Annotated in this window: 18 protein-coding genes; 17 read left to right on the top strand and 1 reads right to left on the bottom strand. The window is 37.9% G+C overall.

Annotated elements, in window-relative coordinates; translation table 11 throughout:
* Positions 1–44 precede the first annotated feature (44 nt).
* The 16 genes from polA to RYP29_RS01615 all read left to right on the top strand — a co-directional run bounded on the left by polA (position 45) and on the right by RYP29_RS01615 (position 16,278).
* On the top strand, positions 45–2,669 hold the full coding sequence (gene polA / locus RYP29_RS01690; protein WP_311531793.1) for a DNA polymerase I: 2,625 nt from the start codon (positions 45–47) through the stop codon (positions 2,667–2,669).
* A 48-nt stretch (positions 2,670–2,717) separates the two neighbouring features.
* Positions 2,718–3,326, top strand: a complete 609-nt coding sequence (gene coaE / locus RYP29_RS01685) for a dephospho-CoA kinase (RefSeq protein ID WP_311531792.1) — start codon at positions 2,718–2,720, stop codon at positions 3,324–3,326.
* 62 nt (positions 3,327–3,388) lie between these two features.
* Positions 3,389–3,943, top strand: a complete 555-nt coding sequence (locus RYP29_RS01680) for a lytic transglycosylase domain-containing protein (protein WP_005379024.1) — start codon at positions 3,389–3,391, stop codon at positions 3,941–3,943.
* Positions 3,927–4,619: a hypothetical protein gene (locus RYP29_RS01675; RefSeq protein WP_005378862.1), complete on the top strand. Its 693-nt coding sequence runs from the start codon at positions 3,927–3,929 to the stop codon at positions 4,617–4,619. Before RYP29_RS01680 ends, RYP29_RS01675 begins: the two co-directional genes overlap by 17 nt.
* 188 nt (positions 4,620–4,807) lie before the next feature.
* Complete coding sequence (gene rimP, locus RYP29_RS01670) at positions 4,808–5,266, top strand: ribosome maturation factor RimP (RefSeq protein WP_005378889.1); 459 nt, start codon at positions 4,808–4,810, stop codon at positions 5,264–5,266.
* Between the two features lie 17 nt (positions 5,267–5,283).
* Entirely contained in the window at positions 5,284–6,369 is a 1,086-nt protein-coding gene (gene nusA, locus RYP29_RS01665) for a transcription termination factor NusA (RefSeq protein WP_287502816.1), read from the top strand.
* The gene (gene rnpM, locus RYP29_RS01660) at positions 6,369–6,638 is read left to right on the top strand and encodes an RNase P modulator RnpM (protein WP_005378858.1); all 270 of its coding nucleotides are present in this window, start codon (positions 6,369–6,371) and stop codon (positions 6,636–6,638) included. The genes nusA and rnpM overlap by 1 nt, the downstream gene beginning before the upstream one ends.
* A 9-nt stretch (positions 6,639–6,647) precedes the next feature.
* Positions 6,648–6,953, top strand: coding sequence for a ribosomal L7Ae/L30e/S12e/Gadd45 family protein (locus RYP29_RS01655; protein WP_311531791.1), 306 nt, complete (start codon positions 6,648–6,650; stop codon positions 6,951–6,953).
* A gap of 15 nt (positions 6,954–6,968) precedes the next feature.
* Positions 6,969–9,431, top strand: a complete 2,463-nt coding sequence (infB, locus tag RYP29_RS01650; RefSeq protein WP_311531789.1) for a translation initiation factor IF-2 — start codon at positions 6,969–6,971, stop codon at positions 9,429–9,431.
* Between the two features lie 9 nt (positions 9,432–9,440).
* Positions 9,441–9,797, top strand: a complete 357-nt coding sequence (rbfA, locus tag RYP29_RS01645) for a 30S ribosome-binding factor RbfA (RefSeq protein WP_281741549.1) — start codon at positions 9,441–9,443, stop codon at positions 9,795–9,797.
* A 17-nt stretch (positions 9,798–9,814) separates the two neighbouring features.
* Entirely contained in the window at positions 9,815–10,759 is a 945-nt protein-coding gene (locus tag RYP29_RS01640) for a bifunctional oligoribonuclease/PAP phosphatase NrnA (protein ID WP_311531785.1), read from the top strand.
* Entirely contained in the window at positions 10,759–11,694 is a 936-nt protein-coding gene (truB, locus tag RYP29_RS01635) for a tRNA pseudouridine(55) synthase TruB (protein ID WP_311531783.1), read from the top strand. The genes RYP29_RS01640 and truB overlap by 1 nt, the downstream gene beginning before the upstream one ends.
* Positions 11,695–11,696: 2 nt before the next feature.
* The gene (locus tag RYP29_RS01630) at positions 11,697–12,626 is read left to right on the top strand and encodes a bifunctional riboflavin kinase/FAD synthetase (protein WP_311531781.1); all 930 of its coding nucleotides are present in this window, start codon (positions 11,697–11,699) and stop codon (positions 12,624–12,626) included.
* Between the two features lie 9 nt (positions 12,627–12,635).
* Positions 12,636–13,400 (top strand): shikimate kinase, encoded by a 765-nt coding sequence (locus RYP29_RS01625; protein ID WP_005383814.1) that lies wholly within the window; start codon positions 12,636–12,638, stop codon positions 13,398–13,400.
* Positions 13,400–15,553: an ATP-dependent RecD-like DNA helicase gene (locus RYP29_RS01620; RefSeq protein ID WP_311531777.1), complete on the top strand. Its 2,154-nt coding sequence runs from the start codon at positions 13,400–13,402 to the stop codon at positions 15,551–15,553. The genes RYP29_RS01625 and RYP29_RS01620 overlap by 1 nt, the downstream gene beginning before the upstream one ends.
* A complete protein-coding gene (locus tag RYP29_RS01615) occupies positions 15,553–16,278 on the top strand; it encodes a ComF family protein (RefSeq protein ID WP_227041157.1) in 726 nt (241 codons plus the stop codon). The genes RYP29_RS01620 and RYP29_RS01615 overlap by 1 nt, the downstream gene beginning before the upstream one ends.
* A 51-nt stretch (positions 16,279–16,329) precedes the next feature.
* Here the strand turns inward: RYP29_RS01615 and RYP29_RS01610 are convergent, their stop codons facing one another.
* Positions 16,330–16,932 carry an HD-GYP domain-containing protein gene (locus RYP29_RS01610; RefSeq protein ID WP_005378919.1) on the bottom strand — a complete coding sequence of 201 codons (603 nt, stop codon included), beginning with the start codon at positions 16,930–16,932 and terminating at the stop codon, positions 16,330–16,332.
* Positions 16,933–17,790: 858 nt separating this feature from the next.
* On the opposite strand from RYP29_RS01610, the gene RYP29_RS01605 reads away from it, so the two are divergent.
* Positions 17,791–18,600, top strand: coding sequence for a basic amino acid ABC transporter substrate-binding protein (locus RYP29_RS01605; RefSeq protein ID WP_311531775.1), 810 nt, complete (start codon positions 17,791–17,793; stop codon positions 18,598–18,600).
* Position 18,601 lies beyond the last annotated feature (1 nt).

Raw genomic sequence — 18,601 nt, 5'->3', positions numbered from 1 at the left:
CCCAATATGCTATAATGAAACATATGATTAAGCGAGGTGTACTTATGAAAAAATTAATGATTATAGATGGCAGCAGCCTATTATTCCGTGCCTTTTTTGCGCTTCCTCCGTTGAAGTCTGCCCTTGGCACGCCAACGAATGCGGTATATGGTTTTTTGACGATGCTCATTAAATTATATGAAGAGATTAAACCTGATTATATTGCTGTAGCCTTTGATAAAGGTCGTCAAACGTTCCGTACGGAAATGTATAGTGAATACAAGGGTAATCGCCCTGATGCACCAGAGGATTTACGGCCTCAATTTAGTTTGATTCAAGATGTGTTGAAGGCTCTTGGCATTTGTGTTATTGAAGAGGAAGGTTATGAGGGGGATGATATTCTTGGTTCCTTGTCTAAGAAATTTGGATCTTCTGATTTAGCAGTGCAAATTATTACTGGTGACCGTGATAATTTACAGCTTGTTACCGATTACAGTCATGTATTCTTAACGAAAAAAGGTATCTCGGATATGCTGGAGGTTACCTTGGATAATATGACTGAATTATATGGCTATGGCCCAGATAAAGTTATCGAAATGAAGGCGCTTATGGGCGATTCTTCCGATAATATTCCAGGCGTTCCAGGGGTTGGTGAAAAAACAGCTCTTAAATTGATTAATGAATACGGTGATTTAGAGTCTGTATATGAGAATATCGATAACATTTCTGGCAAGAAATTAAAAGAGCGTCTTGTTGAAAATAAGGATTTGGCGTTCTTATCTCGTCAATTGGCTACCATCAAGACTGACATGGACTTGTCCTATACACTTGATCAATTTGTACAGAATTTCCACCTTGGCGAAGTAAAACCTATGTTTGAAACATTAGGTTTTACAAAATTGACACCTCGCTTGGCTAGTGTGATGGGCGCAGAAGGTAGCGATACAGAGGATTTTGGTGGACTCTTTAGTATGGCCGAAGAGATTAAAATTGAAGATCTATTAGATGCATCTGCTCTTACTGAGGACTTTTACAAAAATAAAACCATTGGTGTTCATATTATTACGGATGGCAAGGCCCCATTCCGTACGATTACATCTGCTTTCATTAATAATGGTGAAAGCATTATCAAGCTAGATGGTTCTCATAATGACAAATTATTGAATGCATTGAATGGTGCAAAGACGGTTGTAACGACGCAAAGTAAGGAATTGATGGAGGTTCTTTGCCACGATGAACCGGCTCAAATCCGTTTGTATGAAAATGGTGTGGCTCGTATTCACGATGTATCCTTGATGGCTTATCTATTGGACCCAACGCGTACCAATTATGGATATCTTTATTTAACAGAGCGTTTTAGTGTGTCACCCATTGCTACAGGTAGTATAGATGTAGAGTGCGTCTCTATGGTGAAAGCATTGCTTGCTATGGACGATGCTGCTGTTAAGGCATTGCAAGACGAATCCTTATGGGATTTATACAACAATATTGAATTGCCATTGATTCATACATTATTAGTTATGGAGAAAAATGGTATTTATATTGACCCTGTAAAATTAGAAGAAACAACTGTTAAATTCAAGGCGGAACTCGAAGCTGTTCAGCAAGAAATTTATGAATTGGCAGGGGAAACGTTTAATATTAATTCTCCAAAACAATTGGGAATCATCTTGTTTGAAAAGATGAATCTACCTGTCATTAAAAAGACGAAAACAGGTTACTCCACAGATGCAGAAGTATTGGATATGCTTCGTCATGAAAGCCCTATTGTAGAGAAGATTTTGGCCTATCGGTCAGTTGCCAAATTAGTTTCTACCTATTGTGAAGGCTTAGCGGTCCTCATCAATCCTGAAACGCATCGCATTCATACCACATTCAACCAAATGGTAACAGCTACTGGACGCTTGAGCTCTTCAGATCCGAACTTACAAAATATTCCTGTTCGTACAGAAAAGGGTCGTGAAATTAGAGCGTTATTCTATCCTGGAGAAGGCTTTGATACACTGGTGAGTGCCGATTATTCACAAATTGAGCTCCGCATCTTGGCGCATTTGTCTGGTGATGAAGCGTTAATTAAGGCTTTCAACGATGGTAAAGATATTCATAGATTTACCGCTGCTGAAGTGCTTGGAAAGTCTCAAGATGAGGTAACCAGCGAAGAACGGTCTCATGCAAAGGCTGTCAATTTCGGAATTATTTACGGTATTTCTGATTTTGGTTTATCTCGTGATTTAGGAATTACACGTCAAGAAGCAAAAAACTATATTGAGCTTTATTTTAGCCGCTATCCGAAGGTTAAGGAATATATGGATAACATGGTGAAAGAAGCCCATGAAACCGGTAAAGTACGTACGATGTTTGGTCGCATGCGCGAGTTACCAGATATTAATAGTCGTAATTTTAACCGTCGTTCCTTTGCAGAGCGTACGGCTATGAATACACCGATACAAGGTACTGCTGCTGATATTATTAAGCTCGCTATGAATAAGGTAGAATCCATTTTAGAAGAGAAGACATTTAAATCTCGCTTATTATTACAGGTGCATGATGAACTTGTATTAGAAGTGGTTAACGATGAATTGGATGCTATTCAAACGTTGCTTAAGGAAACCATGGAATCCATTGTAGAATTACATGTTCCACTTATCGTCGATGTACATAATGCGGAAAACTGGGCACTTGTAAAATAAATTTTACATATAACGTTTAGAGTAGAAGGATAGATGCAGGAGGCACATATGTTAAAAATAGGTTTAACAGGTGGAATTGCATCTGGCAAGAGTACAGTACTAGACTTTTTTAAAAAGAAGAATGTACCTTATATTGATGCCGATGTAGTAGCACGTGAAGTGGTTGATCTTGGTACGCCTGGACTCGCTGCTATTCGTGAATTATTTGGTGATACAGTGATTCTCAATGATGGTAGATTAAACCGTGAAGCGCTTGGGAGTATCATCTTTCACAATGAGGAAAAACGTTTACAGCTAAATAGTTGTTTGCATGGTTTTATTCGTCAACGTATTGATGAACTGACTGCGATGTATGAGGATGAAGAACAACCAGCTGTTATTTATGATATTCCTCTTCTCATTGAAGGTAAGTGGTATGAGCGACTTGATACGGTTTGGCTTGTCTATGTATCGCCAGAGGTGCAAGTTCACCGATTAGTGGAGCGCAATGGATATTCAAGAGAAGACGCATTAGCGCGTATTCAAAGTCAAATGTTATTAGATGATAAACGCTCATTTGCAGATGTCATCATTAATAATGATGGTACACCTGATGAATTATATATTCAGTTAGAAAAATTGTGGCATGAGAAACTACTACCGTTGTATAATAAATAATCATCAATATATGTGATTGAATCGATTCAAAATATATACGGTTAGGATTAAGGGGAGGATGTATGAAACGAAATACAGCAACAGCATTGGCTGTTGTCGTGTTGGGATGGTTTTATTTTAACCATATGCAAGATCCTGTAGCACGCTATACGGCATACCCCTTTGATTATAGAGATGTAGTTGTATCGGCTGCGGAAAAAGAAGAGGTGTCACCATCGTTGGTGGCTAGTGTTATTTTAGCTGAAAGTAAATATAAGAATACGGCGGAATCCGAGACGGGGGCGCTTGGACTGATGCAGCTCATGCCGGATACAGCCCGTTGGGTAGCACAACAAATGGGACATGGTAACTACACGGATCGTCAACTAAAAGAGCCAGAAACAAATATTCAGCTAGGTACGTGGTATTTAGGGTATTTATTAAAAGAATTTAACGGTGATGAAGTGCAAGCGTTAGCTGCTTATAATGCAGGTCGTGGACATGTAGAATCATGGATTAAGGAAAAAAATTGGAATGGCATGGTTGATACGATTCCATTTCCAGAAACGCGTATGTATGTTAAAACCGTTTTAACCTATCAAGAAAGGTATGAGTCACTATATGGAGAACATCATTGAAACCTGTAAGTCTTTAGACTATTCTTGGTTGCCACCGGAGATTGGTAATTTTAAACTCAAGGTGACAGGGCCCGATGAAATTGTGAAAGCGCAAGAAACATTAGCTGCAGGTGAAGCCGTGTTGACTTTACCTTTATTTCACTATGAAAATGATTTAGGTTGGAAGTGGTGTGCTCTCTATGATAAAGAGGTAGAGGATTATACCGTGCACGTAGTGATGCCTTTGTTCACATTTGTAGATATATCTTTTGTGCGCCAAGAGTTCGAACCGTATTGGCAGGGATTACAAGAACGCTGTGTACAAGGACTTTCAAAATTACTAATCAACAGTGCAGAAAATTTTACCTATACCTATATGCGTAAGGGGCTACAAAATTGGGATTATGAATCTGTTATGCCTGCTGAGTTAGAAGGATTTGTGCGAGATATAACACCTAAAAATGCGGTGCGCATGATTAATGGTTCTTATATCATAGGTGAATATCGAAAGATGGATGAATGTACAGGATTACTGTTGTACTATAATGAATATCGCGATGAATTCTTTGCAGAATTACGGTATCAAAATTATCCAGAAATTGATCATCATCTTGATGCTAAGTCATTAGATGATTTGGAACATGTACTATCTGAACATTTAAAAAATATACTGTGTGAACTAAATTCACGCGGTTAAATTGTACATTTTAGCGGAATTATGCTATACTATACATGACTTTTATATAAACTTTTTTAAGAGTGGGCTATTTTTTGCTCACTCTTTCGTTTATGATTGGGTGAAATTAGTCATATAATTGTATCAAATTGTATGATGAAAACAGCGTATATAATCGATATGTAGTATGTTATAAGGAGGCGATCGCTATGAAAAGAGAGGCCGTAGAGGAATTTGTATCCTCTGTAGTTGAAGGCGTTATAGCTGGCACGAATCTGGAATTAGTCGATGTCGACTATGTTCGAGAACGGGATTGGTATTTGCGCGTGTACCTTGATAAACCAGGTGGTGTCGATTTGGATGACTGTCAAATGGTCAGTGAAAAATTGAGCGCTGCTCTCGATGAGAAAGACCCTATTGCAGAAAACTATTTGCTTGAAGTGTCTTCTCCTGGTCTTGATCGAGTTCTAAAAAAGGATAAAGATTTCATTCGGTATAATGGCCGTGATGTAGATATCCAATTGTTCAAACCTATTAATGGTAGTAAACAATATACGGGTGTGCTACAAGGCTTTACAGATACAACGATAGAATTTTCAATCAATGGTGAAAGCGTAACATTTGAACGCTCTGCCATTGCACAAATTCGATTACATCTTGATTTTTAATATATGGAGGCATACGAGTGAGTCAAGAATTAATTCAAGCAGTTATGGTGCTGACAAAACAAAAAGGTTTTGCACCTGAGGTTATTTTTGAATCCCTAGAAGCTGCATTACTACAAGCATATCGTAAGGAACCACATTCTAATCCAGATGCGTATGTGGAATTGAATCGTGAAACTGGTGCCTATAAGGTAATGGCAAAGAAACAAGTTGTAGAAACTGTAGAATTACCAGAAACCGAAATCAGCCTTTTAGATGCTCGTAAAATTGATAAACGCTATGAAATTGGCGATATTGTTGAAGCAGATGTAACACCTGCTAATTTTGGTCGCAGTGCAGCTCATACAGCTAAACAAATGTTGATTCAACGTTTGAAAGAAGCTGAACGCAGTGTGGTTTACGAAGAATATTATAGCCGTGAAGGCGATATCATTACCGGTGTTATTACACGCGTTGAAGGTAAAAACGTATATATTAATCTTGGTAAAACAGAAGCTATCTTACCTCCAACTGAGCAAATCGGTACAGAAACATATCATGAAGGGGACCGCATTAAATGCTATATCGTAGAGGTTAAGAAAACTACGAAAGGCCCTCAAATTATGATTTCCCGTACTCATCCAGGCCTATTAAAACGCTTGTTTGAATTAGAAGTGCCAGAAATCTATGAAGGTGTGGTAGAGCTTAAATCTGTAGCACGTGAACCTGGTATGCGTTCTAAAATCGCTGTATATAGCCGCGATGAATCTATCGATCCGGTTGGTGCTTGCGTAGGTCCAAAAGGTCAACGTGTTCAACACATTGTAGACGAATTACACGATGAAAAAATCGACATTGTAAAATGGGATGAAGATCCTGCCATTTACATTGCGAACTCTTTAAGCCCTGCAAAGGTAATCTCTGTAGATGTTAGCGAAGAAGAAAAATCTTCTTATGTTGTAGTACCTGATTACCAATTGTCCTTGGCTATCGGTAAAGCTGGTCAAAATGCTCGCTTAGCAGCTAAATTGACAAACTGGAAAATCGACATTAAGAGTGAAACACAAGCTGCAGAAAATCCTTTCACAGGTTTTACAAGTACTGAAGCAGCGGAAAGCGAAGACTAATGAAAACCAAATCTCAACCTATGCGTACCTGTGTAGGCTGTGGTGAACCAAAGAGTAAGCGCGAGTTAATGCGTGTTGCTCTAAGCCCAGAAGGGACAATCAGTATCGACAGAACTGGTAAAGCTCCTGGTCGTGGTGCTTATATCTGTGCATCCATGGACTGTTTTGAGGCTGCGTATAAGGGTAAAAAATTAGAACGCTCTTTAAAGCATGCTGTATCAAAAGAGGTATATGAAGCATTGAAGCACGATTTGGAAGGTCATGAATAATTTCAGCATATGAATGAAGAAAAAGTTTTAAATCTCTTAGGCTTGGCACAACGGGCCGGAAAATTAAGTTCCGGAGATTTCATCGTAGAGAAAGCGATGAAAAAGAAAACCCCTAAGCTTGTTCTATTAGCAGGTGATTGTGCGGCCAATAATGAAAAGAAATACATACAATTAGCAGAAATACATCATATCCCATTGCGTAAAGTCGGCAGTAAAGAAACATTAGGTACGGCTATAGGCAAAGAAGTACGTGTAGTGGTAGCCGTAGAGGATGATGGATTTGCAAAAGCATTACTAAAAGAGATTGATCAGTAAGAAGGGGGTATGTAGATGTCCAAAAAGCGCGTACATGAAATCGCTAAGGAATTTGGCGTTGAAAGTAAACAGGTTATTTCTATTTTGCAACAACATAATTTTAATGTTACAAAAGCCGTTAATACAGTAGATGATGCAGGTTATACTGTGGTGAAAAATCAATTAGGTGGTAAGTCTAGTGGGGCCGATACAAAGGCGGCAGCTGCTCCAGCTAATCCAAGCAAACATGAAAAAGCGGCTGTTAAAGCTGAAAAACCTGCAAAAGCAGATAAACCAGCAAAAGAACAGAGTTATAAAAAAGAGGCTAAACATGATGATAAGAAACATGAAGATAAGAAATCCAATGTTCGTCATGTACAAATTAACGAGCCTACTAAAAAACAAAATAATGGCGGCAATAAACAAGATGGCCGTAATCATCAGAAACAAGATCGTCCTAATGGTCAACAACAAGGCCAAAAGAATGATGGCCAACAAGGTCAAAAAAATGACAACCGCCACAATGGTAATGCAGATAATCGCAACCGCAATGGCCGTGTAGATAACCGCAACAACGGTGGCAACCAACAAAATGGCAATGATCGCCGGAACAAGAAAAATAAAAAAGGCAATAACCGACCTCAATCCTTGTTGTCTACATCCATGCAAAAGAAGAAAAACAAGGTAAAACATCGTAACGAGCAATACTTGCAACATAAGGCGGAAGAAGAGCGTAAAGCGCAAGAAGCAATTGCTACGGAAATCGAATTAAGCGGTCCTTTAACAGTTAAAGAATTGGCTGAAAAAATGGGGCGTGAAGTATCTGAAATCATCAAAAAATTGATGCTCTTAGGTGTTATGGCTAGCATTAACCAAGAAGTAGATGTTGATACAGCTACTATCGTAGCCGAAGATTTTGGTGTAACCGTAACAGAAGTAGAACCTGAAGAGGATCCAACAGATGTTATCGAAATTGAAGACGCACCAGAAACATTGAAACCTCGTCCTCCTGTTGTAACTATCATGGGTCACGTTGACCATGGTAAAACATCCTTGTTGGACGTAATTCGCCAAACCAATGTAACAGCTGGTGAAGCAGGCGGTATTACACAACATATCGGTGCATACCAAGTTCGTTACAATGACAATAAGATCACATTCCTAGATACACCAGGCCATGAAGCTTTCACAGCTATGCGTCTACGCGGTGCGAAGTCTACGGATATCGCAGTTCTCGTAGTAGCTGCCGATGATGGTGTAATGCCACAAACTATCGAAGCTATCAACCATGCTAAATCTGCAGATGTGCCTATTATCGTAGCCATCAACAAAATGGATAAACCAGGTGCTAACCCTGATCATGTTAAACAACAATTATCTGAACATGGTTTGTTGCCAGAAGAATGGGGTGGCGATGTAATCATGGTTCCTGTATCTGCTAAGAAAAAACAAGGTATTGATGACTTGCTCGAAAATATCTTGCTTGTAGCAGAGGTTATGGAATTAAAAGCGAACCCTAATCGTAAAGCATACGGTGTTGTTATCGAGGCTCAACTTGATAAAGGTCGTGGTGCAGTATGTACAGTATTGGTACAAAAAGGTTCCCTTCGTGTAGGTGACACCGTTCTTGCTGGTACTGCATATGGTAAAGTTCGTGCCATGACAAATGAACGCGGCGAAAAAGTAAAGGTTGCTCGTCCTTCTATGCCGGTAGAAATCTTAGGCTTCTCCGAAGTTCCACAAGCTGGTGAAATCATTAACGGTATGGATGATAATGAAGCACGTGCTATCGCTGAGAAACGTATTGCTAAACAACGCGTACAAGAATTGCAAGCTACTCACAAAGTTACGTTGGATGATATCTTCAACCAAATTCAACAAGGTGAGTTAAAAGATCTTAATATTATCATCAAAGCGGACGTTCAAGGTTCTGTAGAAGCATTGCGTCAATCTTTAGAAGGTATTAAGAACCCTGAAGTTCGTATTGTTATCGTTCATGCTGCTGTAGGTGCCATTAACGAATCCGATATTATGTTGGCATCTGCATCTAATGCTATCGTAATGGGCTTTAACGTACGTCCAGATGCTAATGTTCGTCGTGCTGCGGAACAAGAAAAGGTTGACCTTCGTACGTACCGCGTAATCTATGATGCCATCAATGATGTTGAGTCTGCTATGCGTGGTATGTTGGCACCTGAATTTAAAGAGGTTGTCGTTGGTCGTGCAGAGGTGCGTCAAGTTATCTCTACACCTAAAGCTATCGTTGCCGGTTCCTATGTAACAGAAGGTCGTATTACGAACGATTCTGAAGTACGTTTGATCCGTGATGGTATTGTCGTATTTGAAGGTAAGGTTGATTCCTTACGTCGTTTCAAAGACGAAGTGAAAGAAGTTAAAACATCCTTCGAATGCGGTATCTCCTTGGAAGGTTACCGCGACATCAAGGAAGGCGACGTAATCGAAGCGTACTTGATGGAAGAAGTTGCACCTCAAATATAGGAGGTTACTATGAGTGATGTTCGTGTAAGAAAATTACAAGAATTCATCAAACAAGAAGTAAGTCAAATGTTGATGCGTGGGTTGAAAGACCCTCGCATCGGCTTTACGACGATTACCGATGTTCATGTAACTGGTGATTTACGTGAAGCTACGATTTATGTTTCCTTGTTTGGTTCCGATAAAGAGAAAGAAGATACTCTTATCGCATTAAAGCATGCATCTGGCCATGTACGTACCGAGCTTGGCAAGGTATTGAAATTGCGCCATATCCCTACGATTACCTTTGATAAGGATACATCGTTGGATTACAGCATGCATATTGAATCCCTTTTGAATGAAATCAAAAAGGATGAAGAAACAAATTAACACAAAGGATACAGAACATGAGTAAGATCACAATTAATCAATTACACATGGCTCTGTGTGAAGCTAATTCTATAATGCTCACTGTCCACGTACGACCAGATGGCGATGCTATTGGTTCTATGGTTGCCTTTTATGAGGCTCTCGTAGCGCAAGGCAAAACTGTGTATATGGTCGTGGATGATGTAATACCTGAAAAATATTCCTTTTTATCGTATATCGATCAAATTAAGGGTGTTGCCTATTTTGAAACACATCCTGTACAGGTTGATATGCTAATGGTATTAGATGCTAGCACGTATGAACGGATTGGCCGCGTAGGTGCACTCTTTAGTGCACCTATTTTTAATATAGATCATCATATTTCTAATTCAGAATTTGCAGATCATCTATATTTAAAACCTGATTTTGCGGCTACTGGTGAAATTATTACGGACTTGTGCGAACAATGGAATTGGCCTATTACAGAGTCTATGGGCAATGCTCTTTATATGGCGATTGCCACCGACTGTGGATTCTTTAAATTTAGCAATACTACGGCTAATACCCTAAAAATGGCTAGTCTATGTGTTGCTGCTGGTGCAAGGCCAAATGTTATTTCTGAAACGATTGAGGCCGTAAGTGCAGCACGTCTTGAATTAACGAAACAGGTAATGCAAACTATTGCTTTTTATAAGGATAATCGCGTTGCTACTATCGAGCTATCTCCAGAGGTTATGTCTATATTAGGCGACGATACAGATGGATTCGTCGACATTATTCGTAATGTAGATACTGTTGATGTGGCCATTTTATTGAAAGGTGAAAGCCCAAATCGCACGCGTATCAGCCTTCGATCTAAGGGGATAGATGTGAATGCTATTGCTAATCATTTTGGCGGTGGTGGTCATATACGTGCTGCTGGTTGTACCATAGAAGGTTCTATCGATGAGGCTAAGTCTCGTCTATTGGGGGTTATCAAATAATGGATGGAGTGCTGCCATTTTTAAAACCTCCTGGTATTACCAGTCATGATGCTGTAGGTATATGTCGTCGCATTTTAAAAGAAAAACGAATTGGTCATAGTGGCACATTGGACCCTATGGCCTATGGTGTATTGCCTATTTTTTTGGGTAAGGCCACACGTCTCATTGAATACACAGATGGATTTAATAAGACCTATGTAGCAGAATGTAAATTTGGTACTTTTACTGACACTGAAGATAGTACGGGACAGCCAGTATTACCTGATGATGATATAAATCTCACTAGTGGCGTTACATTACTGGCGGATCACTCTACAATTAATGAACGATTGATACCGCCAACGTGGGATGAATTATCATCAGTGCTATCTAGATTTGTTGGCACACAAGAGCAACGCCCATCCAAGTACTCGGCTATAAAAATTAATGGTATACGGGCTTATGAATATGCACGTAAGGGGATACCTGTAGAGTTACCAATGCGAACCATTTCGATTTCTAATATTGAATTGGTAGCTTATGGTTTTCCTTATTTTACAATTTGTGTCACCTGTTCTGGTGGTACCTATATTCGTTCGTTGTTACGTGATATATGTATTCAATTAGGCATTCCTGGGACCATGACTTCCTTGGCAAGAACTTGTGTGGGGCCTTTTGATATTCAATCTGCCTATATAGCGGAGGAATTAACGATTCACGGTGAAAAATTGTTGTTGCCTACGGATATTGCGGTATCCCATCTTTCAAAAGTGGACGTAAATAGTGTACAATTAAAGATGATGGTACAAGGTAAGGAATTACCAATCGTTGAGGCCTTTTCTCACACGATTCCATTTGAAAAGTATAGAGCCTATGGACCTCATGGTTTTGTAGGTATTCTAAAACGAACGAAACATTCACTTAAAGTGGATAAAAATATTTTTATTGAAGGATAAGTATGAAACAGTTACACTCGTTTGATGAATTACGTCAAATTAATCGTAAAATCGTATACGCATTAGGCACATTTGATGGTGTACACCGTGGTCATCAACGGGTCATTGGTAATGCAATAGCAGAGGCTAAGGCGCATGATGCCGTTACGGTTCTCGTCACATTTAGTGCGCATCCTATGACTATATTGCGACCTGGAGATGTTCCTAAACGGGTATTATCTGCCGATATTATGGATGAAATTTTAGAATCTTTAAAGGTAGATTATATCTTACGATTGCCTATGAATTTGGATATATTTACTATGTCACCTGATGAATTCTTAGATGCTCTTTGTCGTGATATAGATGTAGTAGGCATCGCAATTGGTACTAATTTTACATTTGGTGCCAAAGGAGCGGGCAATCCTCAGTTAATGCGGGAACGATTGTCTGCCAAAGGGATTCATATCATCGTTGAACCTTTGCTATCGACAGAAGAAGGTCCAATTTGTAGCACTAACATACGTAAGGCTATAGAAGAAGGGCATATGGAACAAGCTACAGCTTGGCTTGGACGTCCATACCAGTTTAGAGGTATCGTCATAAAAGGTGATCAACGAGGTCGTACATTAGGATTTCCAACCATTAACTTTTTATTACCTAATGAGATGGCAATTCCACCTGATGGGGTGTATGCTAATCGGGTTTGTATAGATGGCATTTGGTATGATGGGGTTGGAAATATAGGGGATAATCCAACTTTCAAAAATCAATATCATCGATGTGAAGTACATGTATTTGATTTTGACCAAGATGTATATGGTAAGGAAGTAACGGTTCAGTTTATTTCATATATACGCGGTGAGGTTAAATTTAATAATTTACAAGAATTGATTGATCAAATGAAAGTCGATGAAGAAACAGCAATTCGGATTTTACGTAATAACCCATAAGGGGGAGCTATGGATATTAAAGACGCACGCAAACAAATTGATAGTATTGATGCACAGTTAGTAGAATTATTTGAACAACGTTTATCTATCATTAAATCAATTGGTAAGTTTAAGGATGAACATCATTTACCTCTTATTGATGAAGAACGTGATCAAGAGATTATTTCTAGTCTTAAAACTGAATGTGACGATTCACGTATGTTGACATATATTGAATCTTATATGAAGGATGTCATTTCTATTAGCAATGAGTTCTTGAAGGAACACATGCATAAGCATATTTTCCTAATTGGTATGCCTGGGGCAGGTAAAACTACGGTTGGTAAAATGCTAGCTAAAGAATTAGGCCGAGATTTCTATGATTTAGATCAAACCATTCAAGATAAAGTGGGAAAAACCGTACAAAATATCTTTATTTATGACGGTAAGGATGCATTTAGCGAATATGAATACGAAACAATTAAAGAATTGATTCATAATAAGCCATCTGTTATTGCTACTGGTGGTGGTACGGTAACATCTGAAAAAATCGTAAACCTTATGCGTAATAATGGTTTAGTCGTTTTTGTAAATCGCGATGTTAACCATATTCTCGATGATTTGGATTTAGAAATTCGTCCGCTCGTGAAAGAAAGTATCGAGTATATTTTCAATGTATATGAAGAACGATATCCTTTATATGAACGCGTTGCCCATATTAAGATTGGCAATGAAGGTAGCATCACTGACGCCGTTCAAGAAATTATAGAAGCATTACCTAATACGGAGAAATAATGGAAGCATTACGAGGATTTGTATACCGAATTATATATCAAAATACACAGAACACGTATTGTGTATTTCTTGTGAAAGATTATAATGAGGAATACATTACTTGTACTGGTCGTTTCGAAGCCCCAAAAGAAGGGGAAGACATTGAGATTAAGGGACGTTATGTAGAGCATCAAAAGTATGGAATTCAGTTTGATGCATCTAGTATAGAAAAACTGAAACCCGATAATATGGGGGCTGCTAAGTTGTATTTGATGAACTTAGGCATAAAGGGTTTAGGTGAAAAGTCTGTAGATAAAATCTGTGATTATTTTGGCCTTCGATTATTAGATGTATTGCGTGAAGAACGGCCGGAAGAAATTAAAGATGTGCCTGGTTTACGTAAGGGTGTGAAGGATGAATTATACAACACGCTATTAGGAGAAGGTATTTTATCAGATTTAAATCACTTTTTTGAGTCTCATCAAATTTCTTCTAAATGGTCTCGTACTGTATACACATACTACGGGGCTTCTTCTATAGATGTTATACAAGATAATCCGTATAATCTATTACGTATTGCCCCCGATATGTTATTTAATACGGCGGATACATTAGCTATTAATTTAGGTATAGAGGCTGATGATGAAAGACGATTAGAAGCTGGTGTTAACTGGATTTTAGGAAATCTTGATAATCAAGGTCATACTTGTTTACCTGTCGATGAGTTGATAGGGCGCACCTATGATTTATTGCAAGTTGATGCTGATTTAATCGCTAATCATATTGACTCATTAATTTCTCAAGGTATCGTTTATAGCACCTACTATGATGATATATTGTATGTGTATCCTCCTGAAATGTATGTATCCGAAGTTGAAGGTGTACACTATACGCGTGATTTCTTAATTGAAGCTGATCCTATATCACTAGATATTCCTGATTTTATTGAACGATTTGAAGCCGATAATCATATTACCTTTGGTCCTGAACAGAAGGAAGCCATAGAATTATCATTCTTTGAGAAGTTTTCCCTTATTACTGGTGGACCGGGAACAGGGAAAACTACGATTATTAAGGCCTTAGTCAAGGGTTTTCAATTAGGTGGATTAGGTCGCATTATTCTCTGTGCTCCAACGGGACGCGCAGCTAAGCGATTAACAGAGGCCACTGAGTTTGAAGCAACAACCATACATCGTTTACTTATGCCTGTGGCTGGTAGTGATTCCTACGATTTCACAAAAAATGAAGATGATCCTCTTGATATTGATGTTATCATCATAGATGAAGCATCCATGCTTAATGTGCGATTATTTTATTCCCTTATGTCAGCTATACCTCGCGAAGCCCATGTTATTATCGTAGGTGATGTGGATCAATTGCCTCCAATAGGTGCTGGATTTGTATTGAAAGATTTACTTGATAGTGATATGGTCCCGTATACGCGGTTACAACATATTTATCGTCAAAGCTCTGGTAATAGTATCGTCGATAGTGCGTATGCTATTAACCGTGGTGAAATGCCAAATCTTGATACGACTAGTGATGAATTCACTTTCATTTCCGTTAACTCTCTTGGTGATATGATGAAAGCCATCGTTGATGTGTATAAACGGGAAAAAGAATTTGTCGATGATGAACTTGATATTCAAATCATTTCGCCTATGCGTAGAGGTAAGGCTGGCAGTACAAGTATATCTCAATATGTGCAGCAATCTGTAAATCCTCCAGAGAGTTATAAAGGGGAAGTGCGTGTTAATGGAATTACATTCCGCGTTGGTGATAAGGTAATTCAAGTTCTTAACAATTATGAATTAGAAGTTTTTAATGGTGAAATCGGCGTTATTTATGCCATTACCAAATCTGATATCTGCATTCGCTTTATTCATAAAGAGGTTCGCCTATCTATTGATGAAGCACATATGATTATGCCGGCCTATGCGATAACAGTTCATAAAAGTCAAGGCAGTGAGTATGGTGTTGTTATTATACCATTTGTTCCTATGTACGGTGGAATGTTACAACGAAACCTACTATATACCGCTGTTACACGGGCTAAGCGAAAGGTTATCATGATCGGTACAAAGAGCTCTGTAGAGCGTGCTGTTAAAACGGTTAATGGTGAAGAACGATATACATTATTTAAAGAACGTTTACAAGGAAGATGTGATGGATAATGAATCTATTTGATTTTTTATTTCCTCCTGTTTGTCCTCATTGTGGTACCCATGTACAACAACAAGGGGATTGGTGTGATGCTTGTATTGAAGAAGTTCTACATGTAAGACAAGTGCCATCTAAATTACTGTCCTCGCTAAATTCTGCTTGGATTCTAGCTGACTATCGAGGTGGTATTAAATCCATGATATATGACGTTAAATTTAACGAAAAAAAGGAGCAGTCCAAAGGGGCTGCTCCTTTTTTAGCATCGTACAACTTGAGGATGCACGATTATAGGCCTCATTATGTGATTCCTATACCATCAAGTGCAGAAAAAAAGAAGGTTAGAGGATATAATCAGGTGGATCTATTTTTTTATGATTGGGTGTTGTCATTTTCAAATTCTAATCGTATTGATGGTAGAAGCAGCGATGACAGTGTAAATGGAGTTATGGAATATAATACTGAAAAAGAGGTCTGTTATAAATGGTTTGATTGTTTATATAAAATGGATACCCATAAAGAAATGTGGAGCTTATCTGGTAGTGAACGGCATAGCACAATCGATAAGGCATTTATGTGGAAGGAAACTTGCGATTTCTCATTGTTATATGATAAGCGAATTTTATTAGTTGATGATATATTTACGACCGGAGCTACCTTAGAGTCAGCTGCTCGAATATTAAGAGCATATCATCCTCAATATATTGAAGCATTGACATTAGCTAGTGGTAGTTTTTAAAAATAAAAGGCTGTAATAGATTTTGTTCTATTACAGCCTTAATTATGTTGTTTAACCTAGTACATCGATAAATGCTTTTACAACATCTGGATCAAAGAGGGAACCAGATGCGCTAAACAATTCTTCTTTTGCTTTAGCTTTTGTTTTTGCCCAAAATTCAGTGGATGGATTCACAGTGGAATCATAGTAATCCGCAACAGCAATGATACGTGCCCCAAGTGGAATGTTGGCGCCACGTAAATGTTTTGGATATCCGGATCCGTCCCATTTTTCATGATGGTAACGAATATATGATAGGATTTGTTGACAACATGGATAGTTTTCAATCATATTAGCACCACTAGCAGCATGTTGTTTATATTTTGACATTTCTTGCTTGTTCAAGTATGGTGCTTTTTGAATCATCGCATTAGGAATCATCAAAAGACCTACATCATGTAATAGTGCAGCATGACGGATTTGTTCAATTTCATTTAATGGCAATCCCATTTTTGCAGCAATACTAACTGCATAATTGGAGACTTGTACAGAATGTGTATACAAGTGATAGCTTTTCATTTGTATCATTTGTAATAGTTGAGCACTAATGGCCTCTAAACTATCTTTCTCCAGTTCATACAGCCCGGACGGCTGCATCAATGATAACATAAACATAATAAACCCCTCTACTATACAAATATGTAAAGTCCCAACCCCAAGGACATTACATCGTACAACTTATAGTCCGTTCTTCTTTAACAGTATTCGTATTATACAACAATTTTTATGCTTTGTGTATCGGTATAATGTTTGGTTTTTGAATAGGTATTCATATTTAGCATAATAGAAAGTGTTGACAAAAAAGGAATGCATTAAGAATGGGATGTAAAAATCGTGTTTTAAGAATTATAATAGAAAAATGAAGAATTATTTTATATTCCTATTCCTATTTTCTATACATTGAAATTAAGACTTGCATTTTTTATTCTCATAACAGTGATATTGATTAACACATATGTTTGTATTATCTGCAAATAATAAAGATATAGACATAGATATAATTTATAATCTATAATATTAAAATACGGGTCTGTGGTTGTAAGTCGAGGCCAGTCGCAGGCAAAACGATCCACATAAGCAGTCCAAAGGGCTGTGAGCATGGTGCGGCTTAGATGTAAGTCCTGCCGGGACACCGAGAGGAGTAGTAGTGGGGAGCTATGGGCTTATGAGCGAACCTTCCAGCAGGCGAGTGTGGGGGCAAAGACCAGGTCAGCCGTATAACGGGCACATGAGGCTTTTCTCATGTGCTTTTTTTCATTTATACAGATGTATAAATGAAAATTGTAGATATTGCGTTTGTTAAGCTATATTTTGTATACAGGGAGTGCATATTAATACGTATTGTGTATAAAAATTAATAGAGAAATCATTAAAATATGGAATTTTAAAAATGTTATATACATTATTATTGACATAATTATTCCATGTATATATACTATATAAATAAACTTAGTTATATATGAGGTTAAGAAGATGTTTAATAAAAAAGTAAAAAAATTAGTTCTCGGTAGTTTGATGGTTGTTATGGCTGCATCTTTAGTTGGTGGTTGTGGATTTTCTTCTACAACAACGTCTAATAATAAGTTAATTGTTGGCACAAATGCTACATTCGTACCTTTTGAATTTAAAGATGATAAAACCCAAGATTATGCAGGTTTCGATATCGATTTGATTCGTGCAATTGGCAAACGTATTAACAAAGATGTAGAGCTTAAAAACGTTGCCTTTGATGCGTTGATTCCAGCATTAAATACACATGATATTGATGTGGCAGCTTCTGGTATGACAATCACCAAAGCGCGTAGTGAAAAGGTATTATTCTCATCTCCATACTATGAAAATGCATTAGCTATTGTATATAAAGATTCTAATAGCATTCATTCCTTAGACGATTTGAAGAATAAAAAAATTGCTGCTCAAATGGGGACAACTGGTTCCGATTTAGCTCATAAGATCGAAGGTACTTCTGTAAAAGAATTCGATCATAGTAATGAAGCGTTGTTAGAGTTGCAAAATGGTGGTGTTGATGCTACTGTTATTGATTTACCAGTTGCTCAATATTACAGCACAAAACATCCTGATGAACATATCCAAATCTTGCCATATCCAAATACAAAAGAGTACTTAGGTTTGGCTTTGAATAAAGATAATAAAGCTTTACAAGAGGAAATTAATAAAGCTATTGCTGATATGAAAGCAGATGGTGAATTTAATACATTATATAAAAAATGGTTTAATGTAGATGCACCTGCAGATATGCCTGTTGTGTTGGATTTTAAATAAT

The organism is uncultured Veillonella sp., from assembly GCF_963534045.1.
In the GTDB taxonomy this organism is placed as follows: domain Bacteria; phylum Bacillota; class Negativicutes; order Veillonellales; family Veillonellaceae; genus Veillonella.
Note: the sequence above shows the minus strand (reverse complement) of the source record. Positions and strands in the feature narration are given on the sequence as shown.

Bases quoted from the DNA above. Each gene is read 5' to 3' on its own strand.
- RYP29_RS01630 (WP_311531781.1), top strand. From the start codon at position 11,697: ATGAAACAGTTACACTCGTTTGATGAATTACGTCAAATTAATCGTAAA.
- truB (WP_311531783.1), top strand. From the start codon at position 10,759: ATGGATGGAGTGCTGCCATTTTTAAAACCTCCTGGTATTACCAGTCAT.
- polA (WP_311531793.1), top strand. From the start codon at position 45: ATGAAAAAATTAATGATTATAGATGGCAGCAGCCTATTATTCCGTGCC.
- rnpM (WP_005378858.1), top strand. From the start codon at position 6,369: ATGAAAACCAAATCTCAACCTATGCGTACCTGTGTAGGCTGTGGTGAA.
- coaE (WP_311531792.1), top strand. From the start codon at position 2,718: ATGTTAAAAATAGGTTTAACAGGTGGAATTGCATCTGGCAAGAGTACA.
- rbfA (WP_281741549.1), top strand. From the start codon at position 9,441: ATGAGTGATGTTCGTGTAAGAAAATTACAAGAATTCATCAAACAAGAA.
- RYP29_RS01625 (WP_005383814.1), top strand. From the start codon at position 12,636: ATGGATATTAAAGACGCACGCAAACAAATTGATAGTATTGATGCACAG.
- infB (WP_311531789.1), top strand. From the start codon at position 6,969: ATGTCCAAAAAGCGCGTACATGAAATCGCTAAGGAATTTGGCGTTGAA.
- RYP29_RS01620 (WP_311531777.1), top strand. From the start codon at position 13,400: ATGGAAGCATTACGAGGATTTGTATACCGAATTATATATCAAAATACA.
- RYP29_RS01680 (WP_005379024.1), top strand. From the start codon at position 3,389: ATGAAACGAAATACAGCAACAGCATTGGCTGTTGTCGTGTTGGGATGG.
- RYP29_RS01610 (WP_005378919.1), bottom strand. From the start codon at position 16,932: ATGTTTATGTTATCATTGATGCAGCCGTCCGGGCTGTATGAACTGGAG.
- RYP29_RS01615 (WP_227041157.1), top strand. From the start codon at position 15,553: ATGAATCTATTTGATTTTTTATTTCCTCCTGTTTGTCCTCATTGTGGT.
- rimP (WP_005378889.1), top strand. From the start codon at position 4,808: ATGAAAAGAGAGGCCGTAGAGGAATTTGTATCCTCTGTAGTTGAAGGC.
- RYP29_RS01655 (WP_311531791.1), top strand. From the start codon at position 6,648: ATGAATGAAGAAAAAGTTTTAAATCTCTTAGGCTTGGCACAACGGGCC.
- RYP29_RS01675 (WP_005378862.1), top strand. From the start codon at position 3,927: ATGGAGAACATCATTGAAACCTGTAAGTCTTTAGACTATTCTTGGTTG.
- RYP29_RS01640 (WP_311531785.1), top strand. From the start codon at position 9,815: ATGAGTAAGATCACAATTAATCAATTACACATGGCTCTGTGTGAAGCT.
- RYP29_RS01605 (WP_311531775.1), top strand. From the start codon at position 17,791: ATGTTTAATAAAAAAGTAAAAAAATTAGTTCTCGGTAGTTTGATGGTT.